The 25,150-nt window shown below is 70.4% G+C and carries 22 protein-coding genes; 10 read left to right on the top strand and 12 right to left on the bottom strand.

Annotated features, from left to right (window positions below):
* Window position 1: 1 nt before the first annotated feature.
* From IE226_RS16065 to mce, 5 genes are all read right to left on the bottom strand, one after another.
* Complete coding sequence (locus tag IE226_RS16065) at window positions 2-772, bottom strand: ABC transporter permease (RefSeq protein WP_190081914.1); 771 nt, start codon at window positions 770-772, stop codon at window positions 2-4.
* Between the two features lie 3 nt (window positions 773-775).
* Entirely contained in the window at window positions 776-1,768 is a 993-nt protein-coding gene (locus IE226_RS16060; RefSeq protein WP_190081913.1) for an ABC transporter ATP-binding protein, read from the bottom strand.
* Between the two features lie 110 nt (window positions 1,769-1,878).
* Window positions 1,879-2,814, bottom strand: coding sequence for a coiled-coil domain-containing protein (locus IE226_RS16055; RefSeq protein ID WP_190081912.1), 936 nt, complete (start codon window positions 2,812-2,814; stop codon window positions 1,879-1,881).
* Between the two features lie 182 nt (window positions 2,815-2,996).
* Window positions 2,997-6,914: a polarized growth protein Scy gene (gene scy, locus IE226_RS16050; protein ID WP_190081911.1), complete on the bottom strand. Its 3,918-nt coding sequence runs from the start codon at window positions 6,912-6,914 to the stop codon at window positions 2,997-2,999.
* 333 nt (window positions 6,915-7,247) lie between these two features.
* On the bottom strand, window positions 7,248-7,688 hold the full coding sequence (gene mce, locus IE226_RS16045) for a methylmalonyl-CoA epimerase (protein WP_190081910.1): 441 nt from the start codon (window positions 7,686-7,688) through the stop codon (window positions 7,248-7,250).
* 136 nt (window positions 7,689-7,824) lie between these two features.
* Here mce and IE226_RS16040 point away from each other — a divergent pair, with 136 nt between their 5' ends.
* Both IE226_RS16040 and meaB read left to right on the top strand, forming a co-directional pair.
* Entirely contained in the window at window positions 7,825-9,027 is a 1,203-nt protein-coding gene (locus IE226_RS16040) for an acetyl-CoA C-acetyltransferase (RefSeq protein ID WP_190081909.1), read from the top strand.
* An 84-nt stretch (window positions 9,028-9,111) separates the two neighbouring features.
* Window positions 9,112-10,086, top strand: a complete 975-nt coding sequence (gene meaB / locus IE226_RS16035; RefSeq protein WP_190081908.1) for a methylmalonyl Co-A mutase-associated GTPase MeaB — start codon at window positions 9,112-9,114, stop codon at window positions 10,084-10,086.
* Between the two features lie 292 nt (window positions 10,087-10,378).
* On the opposite strand, the gene IE226_RS16030 is transcribed toward meaB, so the two are convergent.
* Complete coding sequence (locus IE226_RS16030; RefSeq protein WP_190081907.1) at window positions 10,379-11,077, bottom strand: PepSY domain-containing protein; 699 nt, start codon at window positions 11,075-11,077, stop codon at window positions 10,379-10,381.
* Window positions 11,078-11,221: 144 nt separating this feature from the next.
* Between IE226_RS16030 and IE226_RS16025 the strand changes: the two genes are divergently transcribed.
* Together IE226_RS16025 and IE226_RS16020 are read left to right on the top strand one after the other, a co-directional pair.
* On the top strand, window positions 11,222-11,908 hold the full coding sequence (locus tag IE226_RS16025) for a response regulator transcription factor (RefSeq protein ID WP_190081906.1): 687 nt from the start codon (window positions 11,222-11,224) through the stop codon (window positions 11,906-11,908).
* The gene (locus IE226_RS16020) at window positions 11,905-13,341 is read left to right on the top strand and encodes a sensor histidine kinase (protein WP_190081905.1); all 1,437 of its coding nucleotides are present in this window, start codon (window positions 11,905-11,907) and stop codon (window positions 13,339-13,341) included. Before IE226_RS16025 ends, IE226_RS16020 begins: the two co-directional genes overlap by 4 nt.
* Window positions 13,342-13,344: 3 nt before the next feature.
* Here the strand turns inward: IE226_RS16020 and IE226_RS16015 are convergent, their stop codons facing one another.
* The 4 genes from IE226_RS16015 to IE226_RS16000 form a co-directional block, all read right to left on the bottom strand.
* Entirely contained in the window at window positions 13,345-13,821 is a 477-nt protein-coding gene (locus IE226_RS16015) for a MarR family winged helix-turn-helix transcriptional regulator (protein ID WP_190081904.1), read from the bottom strand.
* Between the two features lie 118 nt (window positions 13,822-13,939).
* Window positions 13,940-14,737, bottom strand: coding sequence for an AIM24 family protein (locus tag IE226_RS16010; protein ID WP_190082173.1), 798 nt, complete (start codon window positions 14,735-14,737; stop codon window positions 13,940-13,942).
* A gap of 20 nt (window positions 14,738-14,757) precedes the next feature.
* Window positions 14,758-15,441 (bottom strand): AIM24 family protein, encoded by a 684-nt coding sequence (locus IE226_RS16005; RefSeq protein ID WP_190081903.1) that lies wholly within the window; start codon window positions 15,439-15,441, stop codon window positions 14,758-14,760.
* A 1-nt stretch (window position 15,442) separates the two neighbouring features.
* Complete coding sequence (locus tag IE226_RS16000) at window positions 15,443-16,123, bottom strand: AIM24 family protein (RefSeq protein ID WP_190081902.1); 681 nt, start codon at window positions 16,121-16,123, stop codon at window positions 15,443-15,445.
* Between the two features lie 125 nt (window positions 16,124-16,248).
* On the opposite strand from IE226_RS16000, the gene IE226_RS15995 reads away from it, so the two are divergent.
* From IE226_RS15995 to glxA, 4 genes are all read left to right on the top strand, one after another.
* Entirely contained in the window at window positions 16,249-16,593 is a 345-nt protein-coding gene (locus IE226_RS15995) for a DUF3817 domain-containing protein (protein WP_190081901.1), read from the top strand.
* On the top strand, window positions 16,590-16,883 hold the full coding sequence (locus IE226_RS15990; protein WP_190081900.1) for an MTH1187 family thiamine-binding protein: 294 nt from the start codon (window positions 16,590-16,592) through the stop codon (window positions 16,881-16,883). The genes IE226_RS15995 and IE226_RS15990 overlap by 4 nt, the downstream gene beginning before the upstream one ends.
* 307 nt (window positions 16,884-17,190) lie before the next feature.
* Complete coding sequence (locus IE226_RS15985; RefSeq protein ID WP_190081899.1) at window positions 17,191-19,008, top strand: glycosyltransferase family 2 protein; 1,818 nt, start codon at window positions 17,191-17,193, stop codon at window positions 19,006-19,008.
* 3 nt (window positions 19,009-19,011) lie between these two features.
* Window positions 19,012-20,970 carry a radical copper oxidase GlxA gene (gene glxA / locus IE226_RS15980; RefSeq protein WP_190081898.1) on the top strand — a complete coding sequence of 653 codons (1,959 nt, stop codon included), beginning with the start codon at window positions 19,012-19,014 and terminating at the stop codon, window positions 20,968-20,970.
* A gap of 80 nt (window positions 20,971-21,050) precedes the next feature.
* Here glxA and IE226_RS15975 read toward each other — a convergent pair whose 3' ends face one another.
* Both IE226_RS15975 and IE226_RS15970 read right to left on the bottom strand, forming a co-directional pair.
* Window positions 21,051-22,082: a glycoside hydrolase family 6 protein gene (locus tag IE226_RS15975; RefSeq protein WP_190081897.1), complete on the bottom strand. Its 1,032-nt coding sequence runs from the start codon at window positions 22,080-22,082 to the stop codon at window positions 21,051-21,053.
* Window positions 22,083-22,168: 86 nt separating this feature from the next.
* Window positions 22,169-23,152 carry an ArsR/SmtB family transcription factor gene (locus IE226_RS15970; RefSeq protein WP_190081896.1) on the bottom strand — a complete coding sequence of 328 codons (984 nt, stop codon included), beginning with the start codon at window positions 23,150-23,152 and terminating at the stop codon, window positions 22,169-22,171.
* Between the two features lie 72 nt (window positions 23,153-23,224).
* Here IE226_RS15970 and IE226_RS15965 point away from each other — a divergent pair, with 72 nt between their 5' ends.
* Both IE226_RS15965 and IE226_RS15960 read left to right on the top strand, forming a co-directional pair.
* Window positions 23,225-24,586, top strand: a complete 1,362-nt coding sequence (locus tag IE226_RS15965; RefSeq protein ID WP_190081895.1) for an MFS transporter — start codon at window positions 23,225-23,227, stop codon at window positions 24,584-24,586.
* 10 nt (window positions 24,587-24,596) lie between these two features.
* Window positions 24,597-25,106 carry a MarR family winged helix-turn-helix transcriptional regulator gene (locus IE226_RS15960; protein WP_190081894.1) on the top strand — a complete coding sequence of 170 codons (510 nt, stop codon included), beginning with the start codon at window positions 24,597-24,599 and terminating at the stop codon, window positions 25,104-25,106.
* Window positions 25,107-25,150: the final 44 nt, after the last annotated feature.

Below are 25,150 nucleotides of genomic sequence, written 5' to 3'. Positions count from 1 at the left end.
GCTACGCGTCGCGCTTCTTCAGCAGGGCGTAGCCGCCGATCAGCGCCACCACGACCCACAGCACCATGATCGCGAGCCCGCCCCAGGGCCCGTACGGGCTGTCGTCGTCCAGGGGCGTCTTCACCTGCATGATCTTGCTGCCCGCCTGGTCGGGGAGGAAACGCCCGATCTTCTTCGTCGCGGAGACGTTGCCGAGGATGCTGGAGATCAGGAAGAAGAACGGCATCAGGATGCCGAGCGACAGCATCGGACTGCGCAGCATCATCGCGACGCCCATCGAGAACATCGCGATGAGCGTCATGTAGAGCCCGCCGCCGATCACCGCGCGCAGCACGCCCGGATCGCTGATCAGCGCCTTGTGCTCGCCGAGCATCGCCTGCCCGAGGAAGAACGAGATGAAGCTCGTGACCAGGCCCACCACCAGGGCGAGCAGGGTGGCGACCGCGACCTTGCTCGCCATGAAGGTCGCGCGCTGCGGGACCGCGGAGAGCGAGGTGCGGATCATGCCGGTGCTGTACTCGTTCGAGACGACGAGCACTCCGAAGACGATCATCGCGAGCTGGCCGAGGCTCGTACCGGCGAAGCTGGTGAAGGTCGGGTCGAACACCCGGCGGTCCTGGGCGTTGAGGCTGTCGTAGTCGTTCTTCGCCAGGATGCTGATCAACAGGCCGAGCCCGACCGTGACGACCAGGGCGAGACCGAGCGTCCACACGGTCGACGAGACCGAGCGGATCTTGGTCCACTCCGACTTCAGTACCTGCGTCGCGGCCATCGCTCAGGACCTCTTCCTCTGCTGCTGCCAGCCCGCGCCCCAGTCCCCGCCCTGGCCGGGAGGCGGCGGGGCGGCGCCGGAACCCGCGTGATCGGCGTGCGCGTGATACTCCACCGACTCCGCGGTGAGCCGCATGAAGGCCTCCTCCAGGGAGGCCTGCTGGGGGCTCAGTTCGTGGAGGACGAGCTGATGGCGGGCGGCGAGCTCGCCGAGATCCTCCGACGGGGTGCCGTCGACCTCGAACGTGCCGTTGCCCGCCTCGACGACGGTGACGCCCTCCTGGTGCAGCACGTCGAGGAGGCGCTCGCGCTGCGGAGTGCGCAGTCGGACGTACGAGCGTGAGTTCTGGCGGATGAAGTCCGCCATGGAGGTGTCGGCGAGGAGCCGGCCCTGCCCGATGACGACGAGATGGTCGGCGGTCAGCGCCATTTCACTCATCAGGTGGGAGGAGACGAAGACCGTGCGGCCCTGCGAGGCGAGGGACTTCATCAGATTGCGGATCCAGTGGATGCCCTCGGGGTCGAGCCCGTTGACCGGCTCGTCGAACATCAGGATCTCGGGGTCGCCGAGCAACGCGCCCGCGATGCCGAGCCGCTGGCCCATGCCGAGCGAGAACCCCTTCGCCTTCTTCCCGGCGACCTGCGTCAAGCCCACCGTGTCGAGGACCTCGTGGACGCGGGCGCGCGGAATGCCGTTGCTCTGCGCGAGGCACAGGAGGTGGTTGAAGGCGCTGCGCCCGCCGTGCATGGCCTTGGCGTCGAGCAGGGCGCCGATGTACTTGAGGGGGTCCTTCAGCTGGGCGTACCGCTTGCCGTCGATCCGGGCGGCGCCCGCCGTGGGGTTGTCGAGCCCGAGCATCATGCGCATCGTCGTGGACTTGCCCGCCCCGTTCGGCCCGAGGAAGCCGGTGACGATGCCCGGATGCACGGTGAAGGTGAGGTTGTTGACGGCCATTTTCTCGCCGTACCGCTTGGTCAGCCCCTCGAGCTCGATCATGCGGCCACGCTAAAACGGGACAGAGCCCCCTGCCACTTGACAGAGGGCCCCGTCAGGGGCGCGGGGAACTGCGCGACCAGCCACAACCGGCCCGCAGTGTCCCAACAGCCTTATCGCGTCTGCTGAGCCGGAACCCCGCGGGAGACCGGCTCGTCCTCGGCAGGCGAACCGGCGGCAGCCACCGCCGCACCCGTGAGGGTGGCCAGCATCTCGCGCACGTTGGTGAGCTGAGCGTTGATCGAGTCCCGGCGGTTGGTGAGCGCCGCGAGCTCGCGCTCGGACTCGCTCCGGATCCGGTCCGCCTTGGCGTTGGCATCGGCGACGATGTCCTCGGCCTGGCGCTGAGCGGTCTCCACCGTCTGGCGAGCGCGGCGCTCGGCGTCCGTGCGGAGCTTCTCGGCCTCGAGACGGAGCTGCTCGGCGCGGTGCTCGATCTCCGCGAGGCGCTTCTCGGCCTTGGCCTGACGCGAGGCCAGGTCACGCTCCGACTGCTCGCGGCGCTTGGCGAGGTTCGTCTCGAAGTCGGCCGCGGCCTGGGCGGCCTTGGCGCGGGTCTCCTCGAAGAGGGCGTCCGCCTCCTCACGCTTCTGCTGGGCGTCCTTCTGAGCCTCGCTGCGCAGCGCGCCCGCTTCGCCCTTGGCCTTCTCGACGATCCGGACGCCCTCGTCCTCAGCCTTGGCCTTGCGCTCGGCCGCGAACGACTCGGCGTCGTTGCGCACCTGCTGGGCCGCCGACTCGGCGAGCTCGCGGTGCTGCTCGGCTGCGCGACGGGCCTCCTCGCGCAGGTCCTTCGCCTCCTCCTCGGCGAGGCGGAGGATCTTCTCGACGCGCGCGCCCAGGCCCGCGTAAGACGGTTCGGCGTCGGCTACCTGCGCCTGCGCGTTCTGCGTCTCGAGGTGGAGCTCCTCAATGCGCTTTTCCAGAGCAGTGATACGAGCAAGAGCGCTGTCACGGTCGGAGACGAGCTTGGAGATACGTTCGTCCACCTGAGCGCGGTCGTACCCACGCCGCACAAGCTCGAAGCCGTAGGGGGAAGTGTCGCTCATGGGGTTCCTGTCGAATGAGACCGGTGAGGTGATAGGGGAATCCTAGGGGTCCAAGCGGCGTGTCATCGAGCGGATGCCCGTTTGATCTGGAGAATGACACCCCTTTTGAGTGGCTAACCGCCGGAGCACTTGCCAGGGACAGTGCCGAAGGTCCTTACAAAGCACGCCGGAAGTTCATTTGGCTAGCCTTCAGACGGCTTGCCACCCGATCGAGTTGACCCCGCGGCTGCACCGGCCTTGACTCCGCCATCCTTCGCACCGGCGATCGGCGGAGCCTCAAAAGACTCCAACGCCTCCAGCACGTCCTGGACACGGGAAATCTCGGCGTTGATGTCCTCCCGGCGCCGCACCAGGACTTCGAGCTCGCGTTTCCCCTCGTCAACCGTACGCTCTGCCTCTGCCTGCGCCTCGGCCTTGACGCGCTCGGCGTCCCGTACCAGCTCGGCGACCTTCGTCTCGGCCTCCTTGAGCAGCGCCTCGGCCCGCTTCACGGCCGAGATCCGCACCTTGCCGGCCTCGGAACTCGCGTCCGACACCAGCTCCTTGGCCTTCGCCTCCGCCTCGGCGAGCTGCTCCTCCGCGGCCTTCACCAGGGCGTCGCAGCGTTCACCGGCGGACTTCATCGCCTCGGCGGACTCGCGGCGCGCACGCTCGTGCAGCTCCTCGATCTCGGCGGTCAGGCGGTCACGCTGCTCCTCGGAGCGCTCCCGTATGGCCGTCGCGTCCCTGCGGGCGCCGACGAGCAGTTCGTCCGCGTCCTTACGTGCCTTCTCCACCGCGGAGTTGCCCTCGACCGTGGCCTCGGTGATCAGGCGGTCGGCTTCCGTGCGCGCGGCCCCGACCATCGTGTCGGCCTGCGCCTCCGCGTCCGTGGTGGCCTTGAGCGCCTTCTCCCGGGCGTCGGACGTCAGCTTCTCGGCCTCGGCCACCGCCTCCGTGATGAGCGCGTCGACCTGCTCGGCCGCCTCGGAGCGACGCTTGTTGGCCGCCTGGCGCGCCTCGTCCAGGGTGCGTTCGGCCTCGTCCCGCGCCTGCGTGGTGAGCCGCTCGGCCTCGGCCGCCGCCTCCGCCTTGACGCGCTCGGCCTCGGACCGGATGCGCTCGGCGTGCTGCTGGGCGGAGCCGACCGTCTCCGCCGCGTCCGCGCGAAGCCGCTCGGCGTCGCCCGTCGCGTCCGAGATGAGCTTCTCGGCCTTGGCCACCGACTCCGAGCGCAGCCGCTCGGCCTCCGAAGCCGTCTCGCCGCGCAGCCGCTCGGCCTCCGCGGCGGTCTCTGCCTTGAGCCGCTCGGCCTCGGCGATCGTCTCGTTCTGCAGCCGCTCCGCCTCGCTGCGCGCCTCGCCGATCAACTGGTCGGCCTGGCTCGCCGCGTCGCTGCGGATGCGGTTGGCGTCCTCACGGGCGTCGGCGCGCGTGCGGGACGCGTCCTGCTCGGCCGTCGCGATCGCGTCCGATGCCTCGGTGCGCGAACGCTGGGCATACTCGGAAGCGTCCGAACGCAGCCGCTCGGCCTCCGCGATCGCCTCCGAAACGGTGCGCTCGGCAAGGGACTTGGCGGCCTCGGTCTCCTCGCTCGCCTCGCGCCGGGCGCGGGCCGCGTCCTCCTTGGCGCGCTCCCGCTCGGCGTACGCGTCGGAGCGGACGCGGTCCGCCTCCTCCTGCGCCTCGGTCCGGGTGCGCTCCGCCGCGTGCTCGGCGGCGCTGCGCAGGCCCGCGATCTCCTCCTGCGCCGCTTCCTGCAGGCCCGCCACGGAGTCCCGTACGGTCTGCGCGGTCTGCTCGGCGCTGGAGACCATCTCGGTCGCCCTGCGGTCGGCCTCCTCGACCAGGCGGACGGCCTCGGCCTGGGCCTCTTCGACGCGCTTGCGGGCGGAGGCGAGGAGCTCCTCGCTCTGCTCGCGGGCCCGCTCGCGCTCCTGGTCGGCCTCCGCGCGCGCGGAATTGAGGGTCTCCTCGGCCTCTCGGCGGCGCCTCGCGGCCTCCTCCTGGGCGGCGGCGAGTGCCTCGGCGGCCTCCGTGCCCACCCGCTCGGCGGCGGCGGCGGCCTCCGAGCGCAGCCGGTCGGCCGACTCCTGGGCCTCGGTCTTGAGCCGCTCGGCCTCGGCGGCGGCGTCCGAACGCAGCCGCACGGCGACGTTCTCGCCCTCGGCGCGCGCCTGCGAGGCGTCGGCCGCGGCCTCCGTGCGCAGCCGCTCGGCCTCGGTCTCGGCCTGCGACTGAAGGGCGCGGATCCGCTCGGCGGACTCCGCGCGGAGGCGGTCCGTCTCGTCCGCGGCCTCCTTGCGGATGCGCTCGGCCTCGGCGCGGGCGTCGGTCAGCGCCTGCTCGGCGGAGGCCAGCCGCTCCTCGGCCTCCGTGTGCAGGCGCGCCAGCTCGTCGGCGGCCTCGGCCTGACGTGCCGCTATCGCCCGCTCGGTCTCCTCACGCAGGGCACGCGCGGCCTCCTCGGCCTCGGCCTTCGTGGCCTCGGCCTGCTCGGCGGCCTCCTCGCGGTGCCGCTCGGCCTCCCCGCGGGTGCGCTCCAGGGTCTCCTCGGCCTGCTTGCGCAGGGACGTGGCGCGCTCGATGGCCTCGGTGCGCGTCCGCTCGCTGTCGGCGCCGGCCGCCGACCGCAGCTCGTCCGCGTCGGCCTTCGCTTTGGCGAGCAGCTCCTCGGCGGACTTGGCCGCCTCCTCGATCTGCTGGACGGCCTCGCGCCGGGCCTCGCCGCGGATCCGCTCACCCTCGGTGACCGCGTCGGCCCGCAGCTGCTCGGCCTCGCCGCGCAGCCTGCGCGCCTCCTCCTGCAGCTCGACGGTCTTGGCGCGGTACTCCTTGGTGTCGTCCTTCGCCGTGCCCTTGAGCTGCTCGGCGATGTCGTGCGCCTCGGCACGCAGCCGGTCCGCCTCGGCCTCGGCCTCGCCGCGGATCCGCTCGGCCTCCTCGGTGGCGGCCTTCGTCGTCTCCTTGGCGTCCTTGGACGCCTTGTCGAGTACGTCCTCCGCGGTGCGGGCCGCCTTGGCGAGCTGGCCCGCGGTCTCCTCGGCGGTGATCGTGCGCGCCTTCTCGGCGGCTTCCTTGATCAGCTTCTCGGCCTCGGCGCGGGCGTCGGCGACGAGTTGCTCGGCCTCGGCCTTGGTGGCCTCGGCCTCCTTCGTGGCCTCCCCGACCAGACGGGCGACCTGCTCCTTGGCGGTGCGCGTGCGCTGTTCGTTGGCGCCCTCGGCGGCCGACAACTGCTTGGACGCCAGTTCCTTGGCATCGGCGAGGACCTTGTCCGCCTCGGCACGCGCCTCGCGCAGCGCCGTCTCGGCCTCCGCCATGCGCTGCTCGGCGGCCCGGCTCGCCTCGGTCGCCTGGCGGCGCGCCTGTTCGGACTCGGTGGCCGTGGTGGAGCGCAGCTGCTCCGCGTGGTCGGTGGCCTCCTGCGCCTGCGTGGACGCGGCGTTCAGGAGGCGCTCGGCGTCCGTGCGGGCCCGGCGCAAAATCGTCTCGGCCTCGGCGCGGGCCGCCTCGGCGTCGCTCGACAGGCGCTGGCGGGCCTCCTCGGCCACGCGCTCGGCCTCGGCGCGGGCGGCGGCGAGGGCCTGATCGGCCTCGGCGCGCGACTCGTCGAGCAGGCGGCGCGCCTGCTGCTCCGTGCGCGCCCTCAGCTGCTCGGCCCACGCCACGTTCTCGTTGACGTGCGACTCGACGGTCTGGCGGCGCTCGGACAGCTCCTGGTCGAGCTGCTGACGGCGTGACACCGCCTCGGCGTGCAGCTCGGACTGGAGCCTGGCCTGCTGCTCGGCGTGCTCCTGGAGGATCCGCTGGGTCTGCGCACGGGCGTCGCGCAGCTCCCGCTCGGCGTCCTGGCGCAGCTGATCGGCCTGGATCTGGGCGTTACGGAGCAACTGCTCGGCCTGGTAGCCGATGTCCGCGCCGTCGTAGGCGGGGCGGGACGCGAGGTTACGGCGCGCCTCGTGCAGCTTGGCGCGCAACACCTCGACCTGGTAGCCGAGGTCTTCGGCGTGCTGAACAGCCTTCTCTCGCTCGGTCTTCAGCCGGTCCATCTCGGCCTCGAACCGCGAAAGATGGTCCGTCTCAGCCCGCGAGCTCTCTTGGCGTTCGTAGCCCCGCACTGCGCGGTCCCATCCTTCCCCAAGCTCTCAACTTCGTTCGAGCAGGGGAGACCCCACTCCAAGCTCTCACTGCGCCCAAGTAGGGGAGACCCCACTCCAAGCCCTCACTGCGCCCAAGTAGGGGGGAACCCCACTTCGGTCGCCGGGCCCTGTCCATCCGCCGAACGGGGCCCACGGGGAATGGTGTCAGATCAACAGCGGAGCGTGGGCTGCTGCCCTGATGCTCGTCCCCCGAAACCCGGACCCCGGCAAGCGGCCGCCCAGCGTACGGACGACCGGCCGCCCATACTTCGGACGGCCGCCCCCAACCCTACCGGCCCAAGTATGCGGAGGTCAGTGCTCCGGTGACTCCTGAGCGGCCGAAGTGACCAGTTCGGTCAGTACACCGTGACAGTCCTTGGGGTGCAGGAAGGTGATGCGGGATCCCATGGATCCGATCCGGGGCTCCTCATAAAGGACACGTACGCCCTTTTCCTTGACGGCCGCGGCGTCGCCGTCGACATCCGCGGTGCCGAAGGCGATGTGGTGCACTCCTTCGCCGTTCTTCGCCAGCCATTTGCCCACGGCGGAATCGTCGCGGGTGGGCTCCAGAAGTTGCAGGTAGGAGGCGCCGCCGTCGCTCGTCTCATTGATCTTCAGCATGGCCTCGCGCACGCCCTGCTCTTCGTTGACTTCGGTGTGGAACACCGTGAAGCCATAAGTCTCCCGGTAGAACTCGACGGTCTTGTCCAGGTCGAAACAGGCGATCCCGATGTGATCGATTCGCGTCAGCATGATTTAAGTGCAGCCCTTCCGGCGGTGATTACGCAACGTGCGCGCGATCACACCGGAGGCCCGGTGACGCGCGGCGTACCGCTCAGTACATTCAAGTAAACCCTCATTAACTCCTCCTCCCAAGGGGCCGTGGCACATGTCTGGAACGACCGGTACCACCTCAGTGATCGTCGCGGGCGCTCGAACGCCCATGGGCCGCCTGCTCGGCTCCCTGAAGTCCTTCTCCGGCGCCGACCTGGGCGGGTTCGCGATCAAGGCCGCGCTCGACCGGGCCGGCATCGGCGGCGACCAGGTGCAGTACGTGATCATGGGGCAGGTCCTCACGGCCGGGGCAGGGCAGATCCCGGCACGTCAGGCCGCCGTCAAGGCGGGCATCCCGATGAACGTCCCCGCGCTCACCGTCAACAAGGTGTGCCTCTCCGGGCTCGACGCGATCGCGCTCGCCGACCAGCTGATCCGCGCGGGCGAGTTCGAGGTCGTCGTCGCCGGCGGCCAGGAGTCGATGACGAACGCGCCGCACCTCCTGCCGAAGTCGCGCGAGGGCTACAAGTACGGCGCCATCGAGATGATCGACTCCATGGCGTACGACGGTCTGACCGACTCCACCGAGAACATCGCCATGGGCGAGTCCACGGAGAAGCACAACACCCGCCTCGGCATCGCGCGCCCCGAGCAGGACGAGATCGCCGCCGCCTCCCACCAGCGCGCGTCCGCCGCCCAGAAGAACGGCATCTTCGAGGCCGAGATCACCCCGGTCGAGATCCCGCAGCGCAAGGGCGACCCGGTCCTGTTCTCGCAGGACGAGGGCATCCGCGGCGAGACGACCGCCGAGTCGCTCGGCAAGCTGCGCCCGGCCTTCACCAAGGACGGCACGATCACGGCGGGTACGTCCTCGCAGATCTCCGACGGTGCGGCGGCGGTCGTGGTGATGTCCAAGGCCAAGGCCCTCGAGCTCGGCCTGGACTGGATCGCCGAGATCGGGGCGCACGGCAACGTGGCCGGCCCGGACAACTCGCTCCAGTCGCAGCCGTCGAACGCTATCCGGCACGCGCTGAAGAAGGAGGGCCTGGACGTCGAGGACCTCGACCTGATCGAGATCAACGAGGCCTTCGCCGCGGTCGCGGTGCAGTCAATGAAGGACCTCGGAGTCTCCTCGGAAAAGGTGAACGTCAACGGCGGTGCCATCGCCCTGGGTCATCCGATCGGGATGTCCGGCGCACGTGTCGTCCTGCACCTGGCCCTCGAACTGAAGCGGCGCGGCGGCGGCGTGGGCGCGGCCGCGCTGTGCGGTGGCGGCGGGCAGGGTGACGCGCTGATCGTGAAGGTGGCGAAGGGCTGACGCGTTTCGCGCGCACGCTTTTCCCCGACCCGGAAACGTTTTGTTTCCCCGACCCGGAAACGTCTTGGAACGGAGCTGTCTGACATGCAGGACGTCCCCTCCCTGGTGGCCCAGGCCCGCGAGGGCAGGCCGCGGGCCGTGGCCCGGCTGATCTCACTGGTCGAGGGGGCGTCACCGCAGCTCCGCGAGGTCATGGCGGCGCTGGCTCCGCTGGCGGGGCACGCGTACGTGGTGGGCCTCACGGGGTCGCCCGGTGTCGGCAAGTCGACTTCGACGTCGGCGCTGGTGTCCGCGTACCGCCGGGCGGGCAAGCGGGTCGGCGTCCTCGCCGTCGACCCGTCGTCCCCGTTCTCCGGGGGCGCGCTGCTCGGCGACCGGGTCCGGATGTCGGAGCACGCGTCCGACCCCGGGGTCTACATCCGCTCCATGGCGACGCGCGGCCACCTCGGCGGCCTCGCGTGGTCGGCGCCGCAGGCGATCCGGGTGCTCGACGCCGCGGGCTGCGACGTGATCCTGGTGGAAACGGTCGGGGTCGGCCAGTCCGAGGTGGAGATCGCCTCGCAGGCGGACACGTCGGTGGTGCTGCTCGCGCCCGGCATGGGCGACGGTATCCAGGCGGCGAAGGCCGGAATCCTGGAGATCGGCGATGTGTACGTGGTCAACAAGGCGGACCGGGACGGTGCGGACGCGACCGCGCGCGAGCTGAACCACATGCTGGGGCTCGGGGAGTCCCGCGAGGCGGGGGACTGGCGCCCGCCCATCGTGAAGACGGTGGCCGCGCGGGGCGAGGGGACCGACGAGGTCGTCGAAGCCCTGGAGAAGCACCGGGCCTGGATGGAGGAGCGGGGGGTCCTGGGGGAGCGCAGGGCCGCGCGGGCCGCGCGCGAGGTGGAGACCATCGCGGTGACGGCTTTGCGGGAGCGTATCGCTGATCTCCACGGCGATGCGCGGCTCTCCGCTCTCGCGGAGCGGATCGTCGCCGGGGAGCTTGATCCGTACTCGGCGGCGGACGAGCTTGTGGAGTCGTTGACGGTGGGGGCGGCGCCCTCCGGGGGTTAGCGGGGGGTGTCTGCTTGGCCTGTGCGGGTGCGGGCTGGGCGTTGGGTCTGCTTGCTCTGCGTCGGGGGCGCCGGACCAGACGCCGCTGCGCGGCGATTCTCTCCCGCCCACCCACCCGATGACTCGGGGTAATCGGGTGGGTGGGCGGGAAAACTCCGTCGCGCAGCGACGGTCCAGGCAGTTGCACCAGCAAGCAACCCGGCATCGCACCCCCCGCGTGGCAACGCGCCGCCCCCGCAGGGCATTCCTGCGGGGGCGGCGCATGTCGTGGGTCAGGGGAACGCCGCGCGAATTAGTCGTCGGAGTCGTTGTCGTCCGCGTCGTCCTCATCGTCGCGGCTGTCCGACTTGTCCGCCGTGACCTTGCCCGACTGCGCGTCGACCTTCCAGTCGGACTCCGCGCCCTTGCCGGAGGCCGTCTCTGCCTCCCAGGCCGTGGCCGTGCCGTCGTCGTCCAGGTCCACGGAGGTCACCGTGCCCTTGGCGGCGGCGGCCTTCGCCGCGTCCTCGGCGTTGACGGAGGCACCCTTCAGGGCCGCGGCGACCCGCTTCGCGTCGCCGTCGTCGTCCTTCTCGGTGTGCGAGCCGAGCACCTTGCCGGTGCCGGGGTCGACCTGGACGCTGTGCCACGTGTCGCCCTTGAGCAGGTCGACGTCCCAGACCAGGCCGCCGTTGTCCTCGTCGTCGAGCTCGGCGGAGACCGCCGTGCCGGACGAGTCGGCCAGCGCCGCCTTGATAGCGTCCGCGGCCGTCACCTTGGCGGCCTTCGCCTCGGCGCTGTTCTCCTTGGCGTCGTCCCGGTCATCGTTCCGGTCGTCGGCGCGGTCGTCGTCGTACCGGTCGTCGTCACGGTCGTTGTCCTTCAGCTGAACGCTCGACTTCTTCGCGGCGGCCGACGAGTCGTCGTCGCCGGTGGCAGCGAGTGCTGTCGCCGTACCGCCCCCGGCGAGGGCCAGGGCTGCGACGGTGGCGATGACGATGTTGCGCTTCATGAGGGGGTCCTCCCGAGTCGGTGGCCTGCGGCCGGTGGGCCGCTGCCGTTCGCTTTCGACAAGAACCAATCTGGCTGAGTGACCCTGAAGCCAGCCTGAAGCCACCTGAAGAACTCTTCAGGTTCGCTCTGGGACCCTGAACGCATGCGCCTGTTGATCGTGGAGGACGAAAAGCGGCTCGCCCTGTCGCTCGCCAAGGGACTTACGGCCGAGGGCTACGCCGTGGACGTCGTGCACGACGGCGTCGACGGACTACACCGGGCGAGCGAGGGTACGTACGACTTGGTCATCCTCGACATCATGCTGCCCGGCATGAACGGCTACCGGGTCTGCTCCACCCTCCGCGCCGCGGGACACGACGTACCGATCCTGATGCTCACGGCAAAGGACGGGGAGTACGACGAGGCCGAGGGGCTCGATACGGGCGCCGACGACTACCTCACCAAGCCCTTCTCGTACGTCGTGCTCGTGGCCCGCGTGAAGGCGATCCTGCGCCGGCGCGGCAACGGGGGGCCTTCTCCCGTTCACGTCCTCGGTGAACTGAAAGTGGACACCGCGGCGCGCCGTGTCTTCCGCACCCAGGACACAGCAGACACAGAAGACACCGAAGTGGCGCTCACCGCCAAAGAGTTCGCCGTGCTCGAACAGCTGCTGCTGCGGGCCGGCGAGGTGGTCTCCAAGGGCGACATCCTCGAACACGTCTGGGACTTCGCCTACGAGGGCGACCCCAACATCGTCGAGGTGTACATCAGCGCCCTGCGGCGCAAGCTCGGGGCGCCGCTGATCAAGACGGTGCGCGGCGCCGGATACCGCCTGGAGACCCCCCGATGAAGCGCTTCTTCAGTTCCGTACGGGCCCGCGCCACGCTCGGCGCCAGTCTCGTCGTAGCCGTCGCGCTCGTCGTCGCGGGGGCCGCCGTGCTGCTCTCGCTGCGCGACAGCCTGACCGACCAGGCGAGCGGCCAGGCCGAGTCGGCCGCCCGCGGGGTGGCCTCGCAGCTCGCGGGGAACACGGCGTACGGCGATCTGGACCTGGACGACGAGGACCACCCGGTCCAGATCGTCGACGGCGACGGACGGCTCGTCGCCGCCACCGAGGATCTTCAGCGCATCAGCGGTACGGGCGTCGGCGCCGTGAAGCCCGGCCCCGCGTCGTCCGCGCCCCCGAAGAGCGACGGCGATGACGACGCCGACAGCGAGAGCGAGGCGCCCGAGTTCGGGGAGGTCTCCGACGACGACCCGCGTGTCACCACCGGCTCCGCCACCGTCGACGGCGAGACGGCGGACTACCGCTTCGCCGAGGTGGAGGTGTCCACCGACAAGAAGGGCGACCTCACCGTCTACGCGGGCGCGTCGCTCGCCGCGCAGCAGAGCGCGGTGTCCACGGCGCTGACGTCCATGCTCATCGGCTTCCCCCTGCTCCTGGCGGTGATCGCCGGCGTGACCTGGCTGGTGACGCGCCGCGCCCTGCGCCCGGTGGACGCGATCCGCTCCGAGATGGCGGCGATCACCGCGTCCGAGGACCTCGCGCGCCGCGTGCCCGAACCGGACACGCACGACGAGATCGCCCGCCTCGCCACGACCACGAACGAGACCCTCGCCGCGCTGCAGACGTCGGTCGAGCGCCAGCGCCGCTTCGTGGCCGACGCCTCGCACGAACTGCGCAGCCCCATCGCCTCCCTGCGCACGCAGCTCGAAGTGGGCGCGGCGCACCCGGAGTTGCTGGACGTGGAGGGCGCGGTCGAGGACACCGTTCGGCTGCAGGAGCTGGCCGCCGACCTGCTGCTCCTCGCCCGTCTGGACGCGGGCGAGAGGCCGGGCGAAGGACGTGTGGACCTGGCGGCCCTGGCCCGCGAGGAGCTCTCGCAGCGCACCAGGGACCGCGCCGACGTCCGTATGGACCTGAAGAACGCCGAGGTCGCCGGATCGCGGAGCCAGCTGGCGCGCGTGCTCGGCAATCTGGTGAACAACGCGCAGCGCCACGCGAGCTCGCACGTCACGGTCTCCACCCGCGCCGACGGCGGTTGGGCGGTCCTGGAGGTCGCCGACGACGGAGACGGTGTGCCGCAGGACGAACGCGACCGGATCTTCGAGCGCTTCGTCCGCCTCGACGACGCCCGCACCAGGGATGACGGCGGGGCGGGCCTGGGCCTCGCCATCGCGCGCGACGTCGCCGCGCGGCACGGCGGGACCCTGACGGTCCGGGAGGCCCCCGGCGGGGGAGCGCTCTTCGAACTCAGGGTGCCGGCCGCTTCTTCCCGGTGAGGGTCAGGGCTTGCCCCGCTGGGCGCGGAGGTGTTCCGCGATCGGGGTCAGGGCCTTGTGGAGCTCGCCGAGCGCCTCGGGCGAGATGAGGTCGACGAAGTGCCGCCGGACGGAGTCCACGTGGTGCGGGGCGACCCGCTGCATGGTCTCCATGCCCTCGTCCGTGAGGACGGTGTAGAGCCCCCGCCGGTCGGACTCGCAGTTCTCCCTGCGCACCAGGCCCGCGTTCTCCATGCGGGTGATCTGATGGGACAGGCGGCTCTTCGACTGCAGTGTGGCGGCCGCGAGGTCGCTCATACGCATCCGCTTCTCTTCCGATTCGGAGAGATGCACGAGGATGTCGTAGTCGTTCATGGTCAGGTTGAACGGCTGGAGGTCTTTCTCGAGCTGATAGGTCAGCATCCTGTTGACCTCCACGTGGGTGCGCCAGGCGCACTGTTCCTCGTTGGTCAGCCACTGCGGGGCCGTATCGGTCTCCATGGAATCGATTCTACCTAAGAAGTTGAAAGGTGAACGAATGTCGGTGTGTGACGCGCGCCTCTTACCCTCAGGTGGAGAGGGGCACAGACGTTCGCCGTCACACTCCGCAGACTACCGCTCACAGGCCGAAGCGACGCTGGAGGTCCCCCAGTTGTCCGGGAAGGCGCGGTTGCCCCGGCTGCTGCCCGCGTTGTCCGTGCTGACCCGGTGCGCCCTGACCGCCCGGCACTCCCGCCTGCTGCGGCAGCGCGCCCGTCGCCTGCTCGGCCATGAGCGCCTCCGAGGACTGCAGGAGCACCGTGCCCGCCCCCACGAACTCGAACTGATGCTCCTCACCTGAGGTTCCGCCGATCCCGGTCAGCGCCCGCACGCCTCCGATGACTCCGGTCAGATATCCGTGGTCGTAGTGATGGCAGGGCGAAGGGCAGTCCGCCCAGCCCACCAGGGCCTGCGGGTCCACCCGGATCGGCGGTTCCATGAAGACCACCGGGCCGTTCGACGCGGCCACGAACTTTCCGGTCCCGATCAGGGTCAGGAAGCCCGGCACGATGGACTGCTTCAGCGCGAGAGTTGGCTGAAAAGCGAGGAGGTTGCCCGAGCGAATGGTCAGGTTGCCGTCTTCGAGGTCGTACGAATTCACGTCGAAGGCCCGGTCGGCGAGGAGCATCTTGCCCTGGCCCTCGGCCACCACCCAGTCGCTCGCGTGCAGGGGCGAATGGAAACTCGTGCGCACCAGGCGGTCCAGGCGGCCGTGGCCGATGCCGTTGAACTCGATCGACCCGTAATAGGCGATCATCTTCCCCTTCTGCAGGAACCACTGGCTGCCCCTGAGCTCCACGCAGAAGGTGTACGCGTTCACGCTGTCGTCGCTCGGCAGCGACATCGGGTCGAGGGGCGCGGGCGCTCCCGCGGGCATCGAGGGGTTCCCAGCGGGGTTCACAGCTTCTCCTCCGACGCCTGGACGTACACCGCACCGCTGCCGGACAGTTCGAGCTGGAAGGCCTCGCCCGAGCCCCGCCCCACCATGTCGCGCCAGCCGAGCGCCGTGGAGAGTTTGTTGCGCACGTCGCCGTGGTGCGCCACATACGCCTGCGGGTCGACGTGCACCGGGCGCTGCGGGGTGATCGGCACCTCGATGACGCCGCCGTGCGCCATGACGGCGACCGAGCCCTGGCCCTTGAGCGTGGTGGTGAAGAGGCCCTGCCCCGTGACCTGGCCGCGCACCATGCCCATGACGCCGCCCTGCGAGCCCATGAACATCGTGCCCTGCTGGAGCGTCCCGTCGAAGGCGAGCAGCCGGTCCGCCTCCACGTAGAGGGTGTCCCCGGAGAGGGTGATCACCTGGATGTGGTGGCCGCCGTGCCCGAAGAGGACGGTGCCGGTGGGGGTACCTCCCTGGTCATCAAGACCTTGGGGGACCTCCACCGTCATCAGGGGCGTCGCCTCGTTGGCCACGCGGCGCCCGATCATGGAGGCCAGGCCGCCCTGACCGCCCTGGATGTTGGGCGTGAAGGTGACATCTCCCTTGTAGGCGAGCATGGCGCCGCGCTGGCTGAACAGGCGCTGGCCCGGCAGGATCGTCGCTTCGACCATCTTCGAGTTGATCTCCCGGAAGGGCATGTCAGACGTCCCCCGCGATCGTCGTCCGCTCGCTCGGCTGGACGTAGACAAGGCCCTCGCCCTCGAAGCGGATCTGGAAGGCCTCGCCGCCGCCCTCGCCGAGCAGCGTACGGAAAGTGACGCCCGACTGGAGGTTCTGGCGGAGGTCCCCCTGATGCGCGACATACGCCCCCGGGTCCACCGTCAGCGGATACTGCCTGCTCACGCGCAGCACCACCGCCGGCCCTTCGGACATGATCGCCGCTTGGCCCGAGCCCTCCACGGTCGTGGTGAACAGGCCGTTGCCCTGCGAGGCGCCGCGGACGCCGGTGAAGTGGGTGCCGGTGCGCAGGCCCGCGTCCGTGCACAGCAGATTGCCGGCCTCGACGAAGAGCTTCTCGCCGTGCAGCGACACGAGATTGATCTCGGTGGCCCGGTCCGCGAACCAGCAGGTGCCATGCCCCTTCACCTCCATCACCGTCATCTGCTCGCCGGTGAGGCGGCGGGTCACCATGCCCCGGACGCCCTCGCCGCCGCCGGTCATCTTCTTGAAGGCCATCTGGCCGTCGTACGCGACCATCGAGCCGTTCTTCGCCTTGACGGCGTCGCCGGACATGTCCACGGCGAGCACCCTGCTGCCTTGCAGTCGGAACGTTGCCACGCATCGACGGTAGCCGTCGGATATGGGGTCGGAACAGGGCATCGGCCCCTGAGCGAACCCCGAGAACACCCCGATGTCACAATGGGGGTCGCTTGTGCGCGCATTCACAAGATCCATGCCGCCGAGCGGCCCGCCCCCTCGCTCCCGCCTCACACCGAAGGTGATCCGTGGACATCAAGACCGCTTCCGCACTCCGCCGCCTCCGTCTGGTCTCGGCCCCCGAGGCCGTCTCCTTCCTGCTCCTGATCATCTGCTCGGTGCTCAAGCGGACCACGGAGTTCAACGCCGTGCCGGTGATGGGCATGGTCCACGGCGTGCTCTTCGTCCTGTACGTGCTCTTCTGGCTCGACGCCTGGAACCGCACGAAGTGGGACGTGAAGACGGCCGCCCTCTACTTCATCCTCTCCGTCCTGCCGACCGGCGGTTTCTTCGCCGACCGGAAGCTGAAGCGTGAGGCCGAGGCCGCCGTGATCGCCTCGCGCGCCCGCCGCGAAGGGGTCGTCAGCGCATGATCGTCGCCTTCTCCGTGACCCCGCTGGGCGTCGGCGAGGACGTGGGCGAGTACGTCGCCGACGCGGTCCGTGTCGTCCGAGAGTCGGGCCTGCCCAACCGGACCGACGCGATGTTCACCTCCGTCGAGGGCGAGTGGGACGAGGTGATGGACGTCGTCAAGCGCGCCGTCGCCGCGGTCGAGGCGCGGGCGCCGCGGGTCTCCGTCGTCATGAAGGCGGACATCCGCCCCGGAGTGACGGACGGGATGACGTCGAAGGTCGAGACGGTGGAACGCCACCTCGCCGAGTAGCGGCCCCCGTACGACGGCCCCGTGTCGCGATCCACACGTCGCGAGCCCCGTACCGCGAGCCCCCGTACCGCGATCCCCGTACCGCGCTTCCGTACGGCCGAGAGCCCCCGCCGGTCACCGACCGGCGGGGGCTTTTTCCTGCCCTGCGACCCGGCGGCCCCGCAACTCCAGCCAAATCGCTCAGGGTAAAACCGCTCGCACGGACGCGTCTGGTTCGACACGCCGCGAAAACTCCACTTCTGTATGGGTATCGGCCGATTCGTATCTGAACCTGCCGGAGCCAGATCACCCACGACCTGGAGGCGCTGTGCGGCCGGAGGGCTACGACTACGACACCCACAGCACACTCGCCGGTCCGCTCACCGAGCCGGCCGACGGCGACCGCTATCGGGTGCGGTACACCAAGCTTCTCTCCGGCGAGCCGCACCGAATACGGGCCGTCTTCCTGATGACGCTCGCGCCCGTCCTCACCGGCCTCCTGCTCGTGTACCTCGTGTGGCCGACCCACTGGACCAGGCGCGAGGGCGCCGACCGCTGGCTCGTCGGTCTCGACATCACGATGCTGGTGGCGATCGGCCTGATCGAGCTCTTCATGCTCGTCAACGTCATCTCGATCGCCCACGCGACGATGGTGGCGAGGGACCCGGTACCGGTCACCCCAGAACCCGGCACCCGCGTCGCCTTCCTCACGACGTACGTACCGGGCAAGGAACCCCTCGGCATGGTCCGCGCCACCCTCGAAGGGGCAACGCGGATACAGCACACCGGCCCCCTGGACGTCTGGCTCCTGGACGAGGGCGACAACGACGAGGCGAAGGCGCTCTGCGCAGAACTCGGCGTACGCCACTTCACCCGCAAGGGCGTCCCCGAGTGGAACCGCGAGAAGGGTGTCCACAAGGCCCGCACCAAGCACGGCAACTACAACGCCTGGCTCGCGATGCACGGCGGCGACTACGACTTCTTCGCCTCCGTGGACACCGATCACGTGCCGCTGCCCAACTTCCTGGAGCGGATGATGGGCTACTTCCGGGACGAGGACGTGGCGTTCGTCGTCGGACCCCAGGTGTACGGGAACTACGACAGCCCCGTCACCAAGGCCGCCGAGTCCCAGCAGTTCCTCTTCCACGCCCTGATCCAGCGCGCGGGCAACTGCTACCGCGCTCCCATGTTCGTCGGCACCAACAACGTCGTACGCATCAAGGCGCTCCGCCAGGTCGGGGGCCTGTACGACTCCATCACCGAGGACATGGCGACCGGCTTCGAGCTGCACCGCCACAAGAACCCCGCCACCAAACGCCACTGGAGGTCGGTCTACACCCCGGACGTGCTCGCCGTCGGCGAGGGCCCCGCTTCCTGGACGGACTTCTTCACCCAGCAACTGCGCTGGTCGCGCGGGACGTACGAGACGCTGTTCAAGCAGTTCTGGAAGGCACCGTTCACGATGCCGCCCGGCCGTCTCTTCTCGTACACGATGATGCTCGTCTACTACCCGATGACGGCCGTCAACTGGCTGCTCGGCGTGCTGAGCTGCGTCCTCTTCCTCTGGTTCGGCGCGTCCGGCACCCAGGTCGCCGCATCCGTCTGGCTGATGCTCTACAGCGATGCGGCGGCGCTCCAGATCGGCCTCTACCTCTGGAACCGCCGTCACAACGTCTCCCCGCACGAACCGGAGGGCTCCGGAGGCCTGGCGGGCATGGCGATGTCCGCGCTCTCCGCGCCCATCTACGCCAAATCGCTCGGCGCCGCCCTGGTGCGCCGCCCGAGCCGCTTCGTGGTCACGCCCAAGGGCGGCGACGCCAGCCCCGACCGGGTGCTCACCTTCCGGATCCACCTCTTCTGGGCGGCCGTCCTCTCCAGTTCGCTGGTCGCCTCCTTCGTGCTCGGCCACACCCACGTGGCGATGCGCACCTGGGCCTTCCTCGCCCTGGCCATCTCGCTCGCACCGATAGCCATCTGGAGCTTCTCGCTGCTCCGGGAGGACCGGGCACGCAAGGCGCGCGGCGAGGTCCGCAGCCGGGCGCGGCAGCGCGGCAGGCAGGACGCGGAACGCCCGGCAGCCCCGGGCACGGCGGAGGGCGAGCCGGAGCCGGCGTTCGCCACCGGTACGACGACTGGAGGTAACTGACCCATGGCTTACCGGCCCTCCAAGCGGACCAAGAAGACACTCCTCGGCGTCGGCGCGGGTGCACTGCTCGTCGGACTCAACGCACCGGCGGCGCTCTCCTTCGCCGAGGAGAAGTACCACGCGTACAAGATCGCCCAGCCCGCCTACAAGAAGAAGTTCGGCTCCTGGAAGCAGATCGGCATCCCCGAGGAGTTCCGCACCAACGCCATCCACGCCGCGCTCCTGCACACCGGCAAGGTCCTGATCGTCGCGGGCTCCGGGAACGAACAGAAGAAGTTCGACAAGGGATCGTTCGACACGATCCTCTGGGACCCGAAGAAGGACACCTTCAAGAAGGTCGCCACGCCGGAGGACTTCTTCTGTTCCGGCCACGCCCAGCTCCCCGACGGCCGCCTCCTGGTGGCCGGCGGTACGGCCCGCTACGAACTCCTGGACGGCGAGGTCAACCGCGCCGGCGGCGGCATGCGCGTCAAGAACGAGAACCCCGACAAGCCCATCATCCTCAAGAAGGGCACCCGCTTCCGCTCGCCGTCGGGTGTCGAGTACGTGAGCAAGTTCGACGTCAAGGTCCCCAAGGCCAAGCGGGACTACGAGATCACGTACACCAAGTCTGGTGCGATGAAGCCCTGGAAGACCAAGGTCAAGGCGAGCGAGGCACGCGTCTTCGTGGAAGGCGCGGGGGACGGCGAGGCGTTCGTCACCAAGAAGTCCGCGCAGTACGAGATCGAGGGCCTGACCGGCAAGGAAGCGGACAACGCCTACGGGATCGCCGAGAAGATCACCATGGACAAGCAGGACTTCCAGGGGATCAGGGCGGCGTACGAGTTCGACCCCAAGGCCGAGAAGTACGTTCCCGTGGAGCCCATGGAGAAGGCCCGCTGGTACCCGACGCTCGTCGGCCTCGACGACGGCAAGGTGCTCGCGGTCTCCGGCCTCGACGACGTGGGCATGATCGACCCCGGCGACAACGAGATCTACGACCCGAAGACCAAGAAGTGGACCGAAGGACCCAAGCGCTACTTCCCGACCTATCCCGCGCTCTTCCTCACCAAGGGCGGCAAGCTCTTCTACCCGGCGTCGAACGCGGGCTACGGGCCCGCGGACAAGGGCCGCGACCCCGGCCTCTGGGACCTGAAGACCAACAAGTTCCAGAAGATCCCCGGCCTCGTCGACCTCGACCAGACCGAGACGTCCGCCTCCGTCCTGCTGCCCCCGGCGCAGGACCAGAAGGTGATGATCCTGGGCGGCGGGGGCGTCGGCGAGTCCGAGAAGGCGACCCCGCGCACCGCCGTGGTCGACCTCAAGGAGGACAGCCCCGCCTTCAGGACAGGGCCGGACCTTCCGCAGGGCACCCGCTATCTGAACAGCGTGATCCTGCCGGACGACTCGGTGTTCACGTCCAACGGCTCCAAGGACTACCGCGGCCGCGGCGGGAGCAACATCCTCAAGGCGCAGTTCTACGACCCCAAGAGCAACAGCTTCCGCGCGGCGGCAGACCCCGTGGTGGGCCGCAACTACCACTCCGAGGCGCTGCTCCTGCCCGACGGACGGGTCGTCACCTTCGGCTCCGACCCGCTCTACGACGACCGGCAGAACACCAAGCTCGGCCACTTCGAGCAGCGCATGGAGGTCTTCACGCCGCCCACGCTGCACAAGGCCGGGCAGAACCGCCCGGTCCTGGGCGAGGGCCCGGAGGAGCTCGCCGCCGACGGACGGGCGACGTTCCGCACCGAGCACCCGGGGAAGATCGCGTCGGCCCGTCTGATGCGCCCCAGCGCGGTCACGCACACGACGGACGTCGAGCAGCGGTCGATCGCCCTCGGCGTCACCAAGGGCAAGGGCGAAGTGACCGTGGACGTCCCCCGGCAGGACACCGCCCTGGTGCCGCCGGGCTGGTACATGCTGTTCGTGACGGACCGGGACGGCGCCTCGTCGGAGGCGAAGTGGATCCACGTGGGGTAGCCGGGTCTACGTGAGGTGGCCGGATCCGCGTGGGGCGGCCGGCTCCGCGTGGGGCGGCCGGAACCCCGTGCGCCGTGCGGTCAGGCGGCCTTGGCGTTGCGCGCGAGACCGAGCGCGTAGTCGGGCCACCACTGGCCCGCCGCCGGGCCGCCCCTGCACGGGCCGTCCGAGTCGCCGGGCCGCTTGATCCACAGGGCCGCGTCGAGGAGCGCGTCACCGGTCTTGTCCGTGGGCGGGGTGCCGAGGCCGCGCCCCGGCGGATTGCACCAGGCGTCCTCGCGGTCACCGGCGAGCGGGCCCTTGCCGTTGCGGCTGGTGTCCATCACGAAGTGCTTGCCGCCGATCGTCCCCGAGAGGCTGCGGCCGTACGTCTTGATGGTCTCGTCGCTCTGGAAGTTCGACACGTTCAGCGAGAAGCCGTCCGCCCGCGCGATCCCGGCCTGTGTGAGCGGTTCGGTGAGCTTGTCCGGCTGGTCGATCCACCCCGGATTGCCCGCGTCCAGATAGACCTTCACCCGGGGCTGCCGCTTGAGCCGCTCGATCGCCTCGGAGAGCAGTGAGTAGCGCTCGGAGTGGTACTCGGCGGGGGTGCAGCCGTCCACGATGTGCGCGATGGCGTCCGGCTCCAGGACGACGACCGCGGACCTGTCGCCGATCGTGCCGGCGAACTCGTCGATCCACTGCCGGTAGAAGTCCGGGCTCTGGGCGCCGCCCGCGGAGTGCTGGCCGCAGTCGCGGTGCGGGATGTTGTACGCGACGAGTACGGCGGTGCGGCCGGCTTGCTCGGCGCCGTCGACGGCCGCCTTGACGTCCGGGGCCGGGTCGTCGCCCGCCGGCCACACCGCCATGGGCTGCTCGGAGATCCGCTTCAGCGTCTGGGCGTCCTGCGTGCGGCCCTCCTGCTCCCACTGCTCGACCTGCCGGGCGGCGGAGCTCTCCGGGTCCACCCAGAAGGCGCTCTGCGGGGCTTTCCTGGCGGCGTCGGTGGTGGGGCCGGCCTCGGCGGCCGTCCTCTCCTTGCCCTTCGCGCCGGAGTCGGCGGAGCACCCTGCCGTGAGCCCGAGGGCCGTGACGGCCGTGAGTGCGGTGAACGTACGGAGCAGCCGGTGCATCCAGCCCCCTTGAGCGACGGGTGAGCGGCAATCGTTACATAACGGACCAATCGCCCATGGTTACGACACCGGATGCCGTCACCCCGTCAGCTGCCGCCGCCCGCCAGCGCGATGCCGAGCGGGGTGCGTTCGTAGAGCACCTGGTGCCCGTACCGCCGCGAGACAAGCAGCCCGGCGCCCCGCAGGGCGCCGAGGTGCGCCGAGACGGACGAGGGGGCGAGCCCGAGCCGATGCGCGAGCGCCGACGTGGTGGCCGGGGCGGCGAGCGCGGCCAGGACCCTCGCCCTGCCCCGCCCCAGAAGCCGCACGAGCGCCTCGGACGTCTGGTCGCTCGGCTCCGTCCAGAGGCCGGCGATGCCGCGGGCGGGATAGACCAGGGTCGGCTGCCAGGGCGGTTCGTGGCCGCCGACCACGTCCGGCCAGGCGAACACGCTGGGCATCAGGACGAGGCCCTGCCCGGCCAGATGCCGCACGTGGTCGTCCCGCCGCGCGACGGTCAGTGTCTCCGCGACCCAGGTGAACCTCGGGTCGAGCTCGGCGACCAGCGCGCCCAGGCCGATCTCCGCGAGCCGCCGCGAATGGAAGGCGACGTCCGCCTCCAGGAGTGCGCGCAGCCGCGGCCAGTCCGGCTCGACGAGGGCGTGCCAGGCGGCTTCCACGGCATCGGCGAGAACCCGTACCGCACGCGCGGGATCGGCGAGCAGCGTCCGGCCCAGCGGGGACGCGGCGGCCCCCGCGGTGCAGGCGAGCGCCCGCGCCAGCTCGTCCCGCGCGGCCTCGGGGTCGGCCGCGCGCACGGCCGCGATCTCCTCCTCGAAGGTGGCGGCCGGGCCGATGGGGGGAGGGCCGATGAAGTCCGGGGTGTAGCCGCGCTGCGGCATGAGCAGCCACAGCGCCCCGAGTTCGAGCCCGGCGCCCGCCCCGCGTATCCGCCGCAGCCACTGGGGGTGGTACCCGTGCCGGTCGGGCCGCTTCAGGGTGCGCACGGCTTCCTGCGTCTCCCACAGGGGCGAGACGGCGAACCGGCACCGCAAGAGATCGTCCGGCCCGAAATGCAACCGGTTCGGCACGCCCCCACCCCCATGATTCGCCCGCAACCGAAACTCTAGGGCGAGGGGCACGCGCGCGTGCAGGGTGCGGGCATGCCCGAAGAGAACCCCACTACCCCTGAACCCGCTACCCCTGAACCCGCCACCCCTGGATCCGGCGCTCCCGAGCCCAGCGCCCCCGAACCCACCGGCTACCTCCGCCTCTTCACGATCCGCGAGTTCCGCGCCGTCTTCCTCGCGCACGCCTTCTCGCTGCTCGGCGTCGTCGTCAGCGAGGTCGCGCTCACCGTGCTCGTCTACGGGCTCACCGGGTCACCGCTGCTCAGCGCGCTCACCTTCGCGCTCGGGATGCTGCCCTACCTCGTGGGCGGAACCCTGCTGTCCGGGATCGCCGACCGGTTTCCGCCGCGGCGGGTGCTCGTGCTGTGCGACGTGGTGTGTGCCGGGTGCGCCGCCCTCATGGCCCTGCCGGCCACGCCCGTCTTCGCGCTGCTCGCGCTGCGGTGCGTCGTCGCCGCCGTATCGCCCGTGTTCAACGGGACGCGGATGGCCACCCTCACCGACATCCTCGGCGAAGGCGACCTGTTCGTCCTCGGGCGTTCCCTGCTCCGGATCGTCTCGCAGAGCTCCGTGCTCGTCGGGTTCGGGCTCGGCGGCGTCCTGCTCACCGTCGTCCCGCCGCGCGGGGCGCTCCTCATCACCGTCTGTACGTTCGCCGTCTCCGCGCTGCTCCTGCGGTGCGGGACGCAGCGCAGGCCCGCGCGCGGGGGCGCCGGGGCCGCACTGGTCAAGTACTCGCTCAGCGGTACCCGGCAGGTGCTCCGCGACCGGCGGATCAGGGCGCTGCTGCTCCTCCTGTGGGCGCCGCCCATGTTCATGGTCGCCCCGGAGGCGCTCGCCGCCCCGTACGCGGACCAAATCGGCGTCGGCGTCGCGGGCGTCGGGCTCCTGATGTGCGCGCTGCCGGTCGGCACGATCGCGGCGGAGCTGTACGCCGGGTCCGCGCTCTCCGCGAGCACGCGGGCCCGTATCGCCCTGCCGCTCGCCTCGTGCACGCTTCTGCCGCTCACGGTGTACGCCGTCACGCCCGGCCTCGTGTGGGCGATGCTCGCCCTCGCGCTCGCCGGCGCCGGATCCGCGTACACGCTGGGCGTCGACCGGTGGTTCGTCGACGCGGTGCCGCCGGAGCTGCGCGGGCGGGCCATGACCGTGCACACGGCGGGGCTCATGACGATCCAGGGGGTCGGCATGGCGCTCGCCGGGCTCGCGGCGGAGTTCGTCGCGGTGAGCGCCGTCGTCACGGCGGCGGGCGTCATCGGCACGGTCTGCTGCCTCGCCCTGGCGGCCGAGGTCCGCGCCACGCACCGCAAGGCGGCCCGCTGCGCGAGCGACGGTCCGCGGGAAGAATCGACCGAACTGCGAGACGGGGCTGACCACCATGTGACCGGCGGGTAAGGTCTTTGGCGTGCCGAAGCCGCTCAGCCTTCCCTTCGATCCCATCGCCCGCGCCGACGAGCTCTGGAAGCAGCGCTGGGGATCCGTACCGGCCATGGGTGCGATCACCTCGATCATGCGGGCGCACCAGATCCTGCTCGGCGAGGTCGACGCGGTCGTCAAGCCGTACGGACTGACCTTCGCGCGGTACGAGGCGCTGGTCCTGCTCACGTTCTCGCAGGCGGGCGAGTTGCCGATGTCCAAGATCGGCGAGCGTCTGATGGTGCACCCCACGTCCGTCACCAACACCGTCGACCGCCTGGTCAAGTCCGGCCTCGTCGACAAGCGCCCCAACCCGAACGACGGACGCGGCACGCTCGCCTCCATCACGGAGAAGGGCCGCGAGGTCGTCGAGTCGGCCACCCGCGAGCTGATGGCCATGGACTTCGGGCTCGGTGTCTACGACGCCGAGGAGTGCGCCGAGATCTTCGCGATGCTGCGGCCCCTGCGGGTGGCGGCGGAGGATTTCGACGAGCAGTAGCGGTTTTCCGTTCCGGTCGTGCCGGGGCCGCCCGAAGATCGCGC

The sequence above is a fragment of the Streptomyces longisporoflavus genome, from assembly GCF_014649775.1.
Taxonomy (GTDB): Bacteria; Actinomycetota; Actinomycetes; order Streptomycetales; family Streptomycetaceae; genus Streptomyces; species Streptomyces longisporoflavus.
The sequence above is the reverse complement of the archived record's forward strand: the minus strand, read 5'-3'. Positions and strand labels throughout refer to the sequence as shown.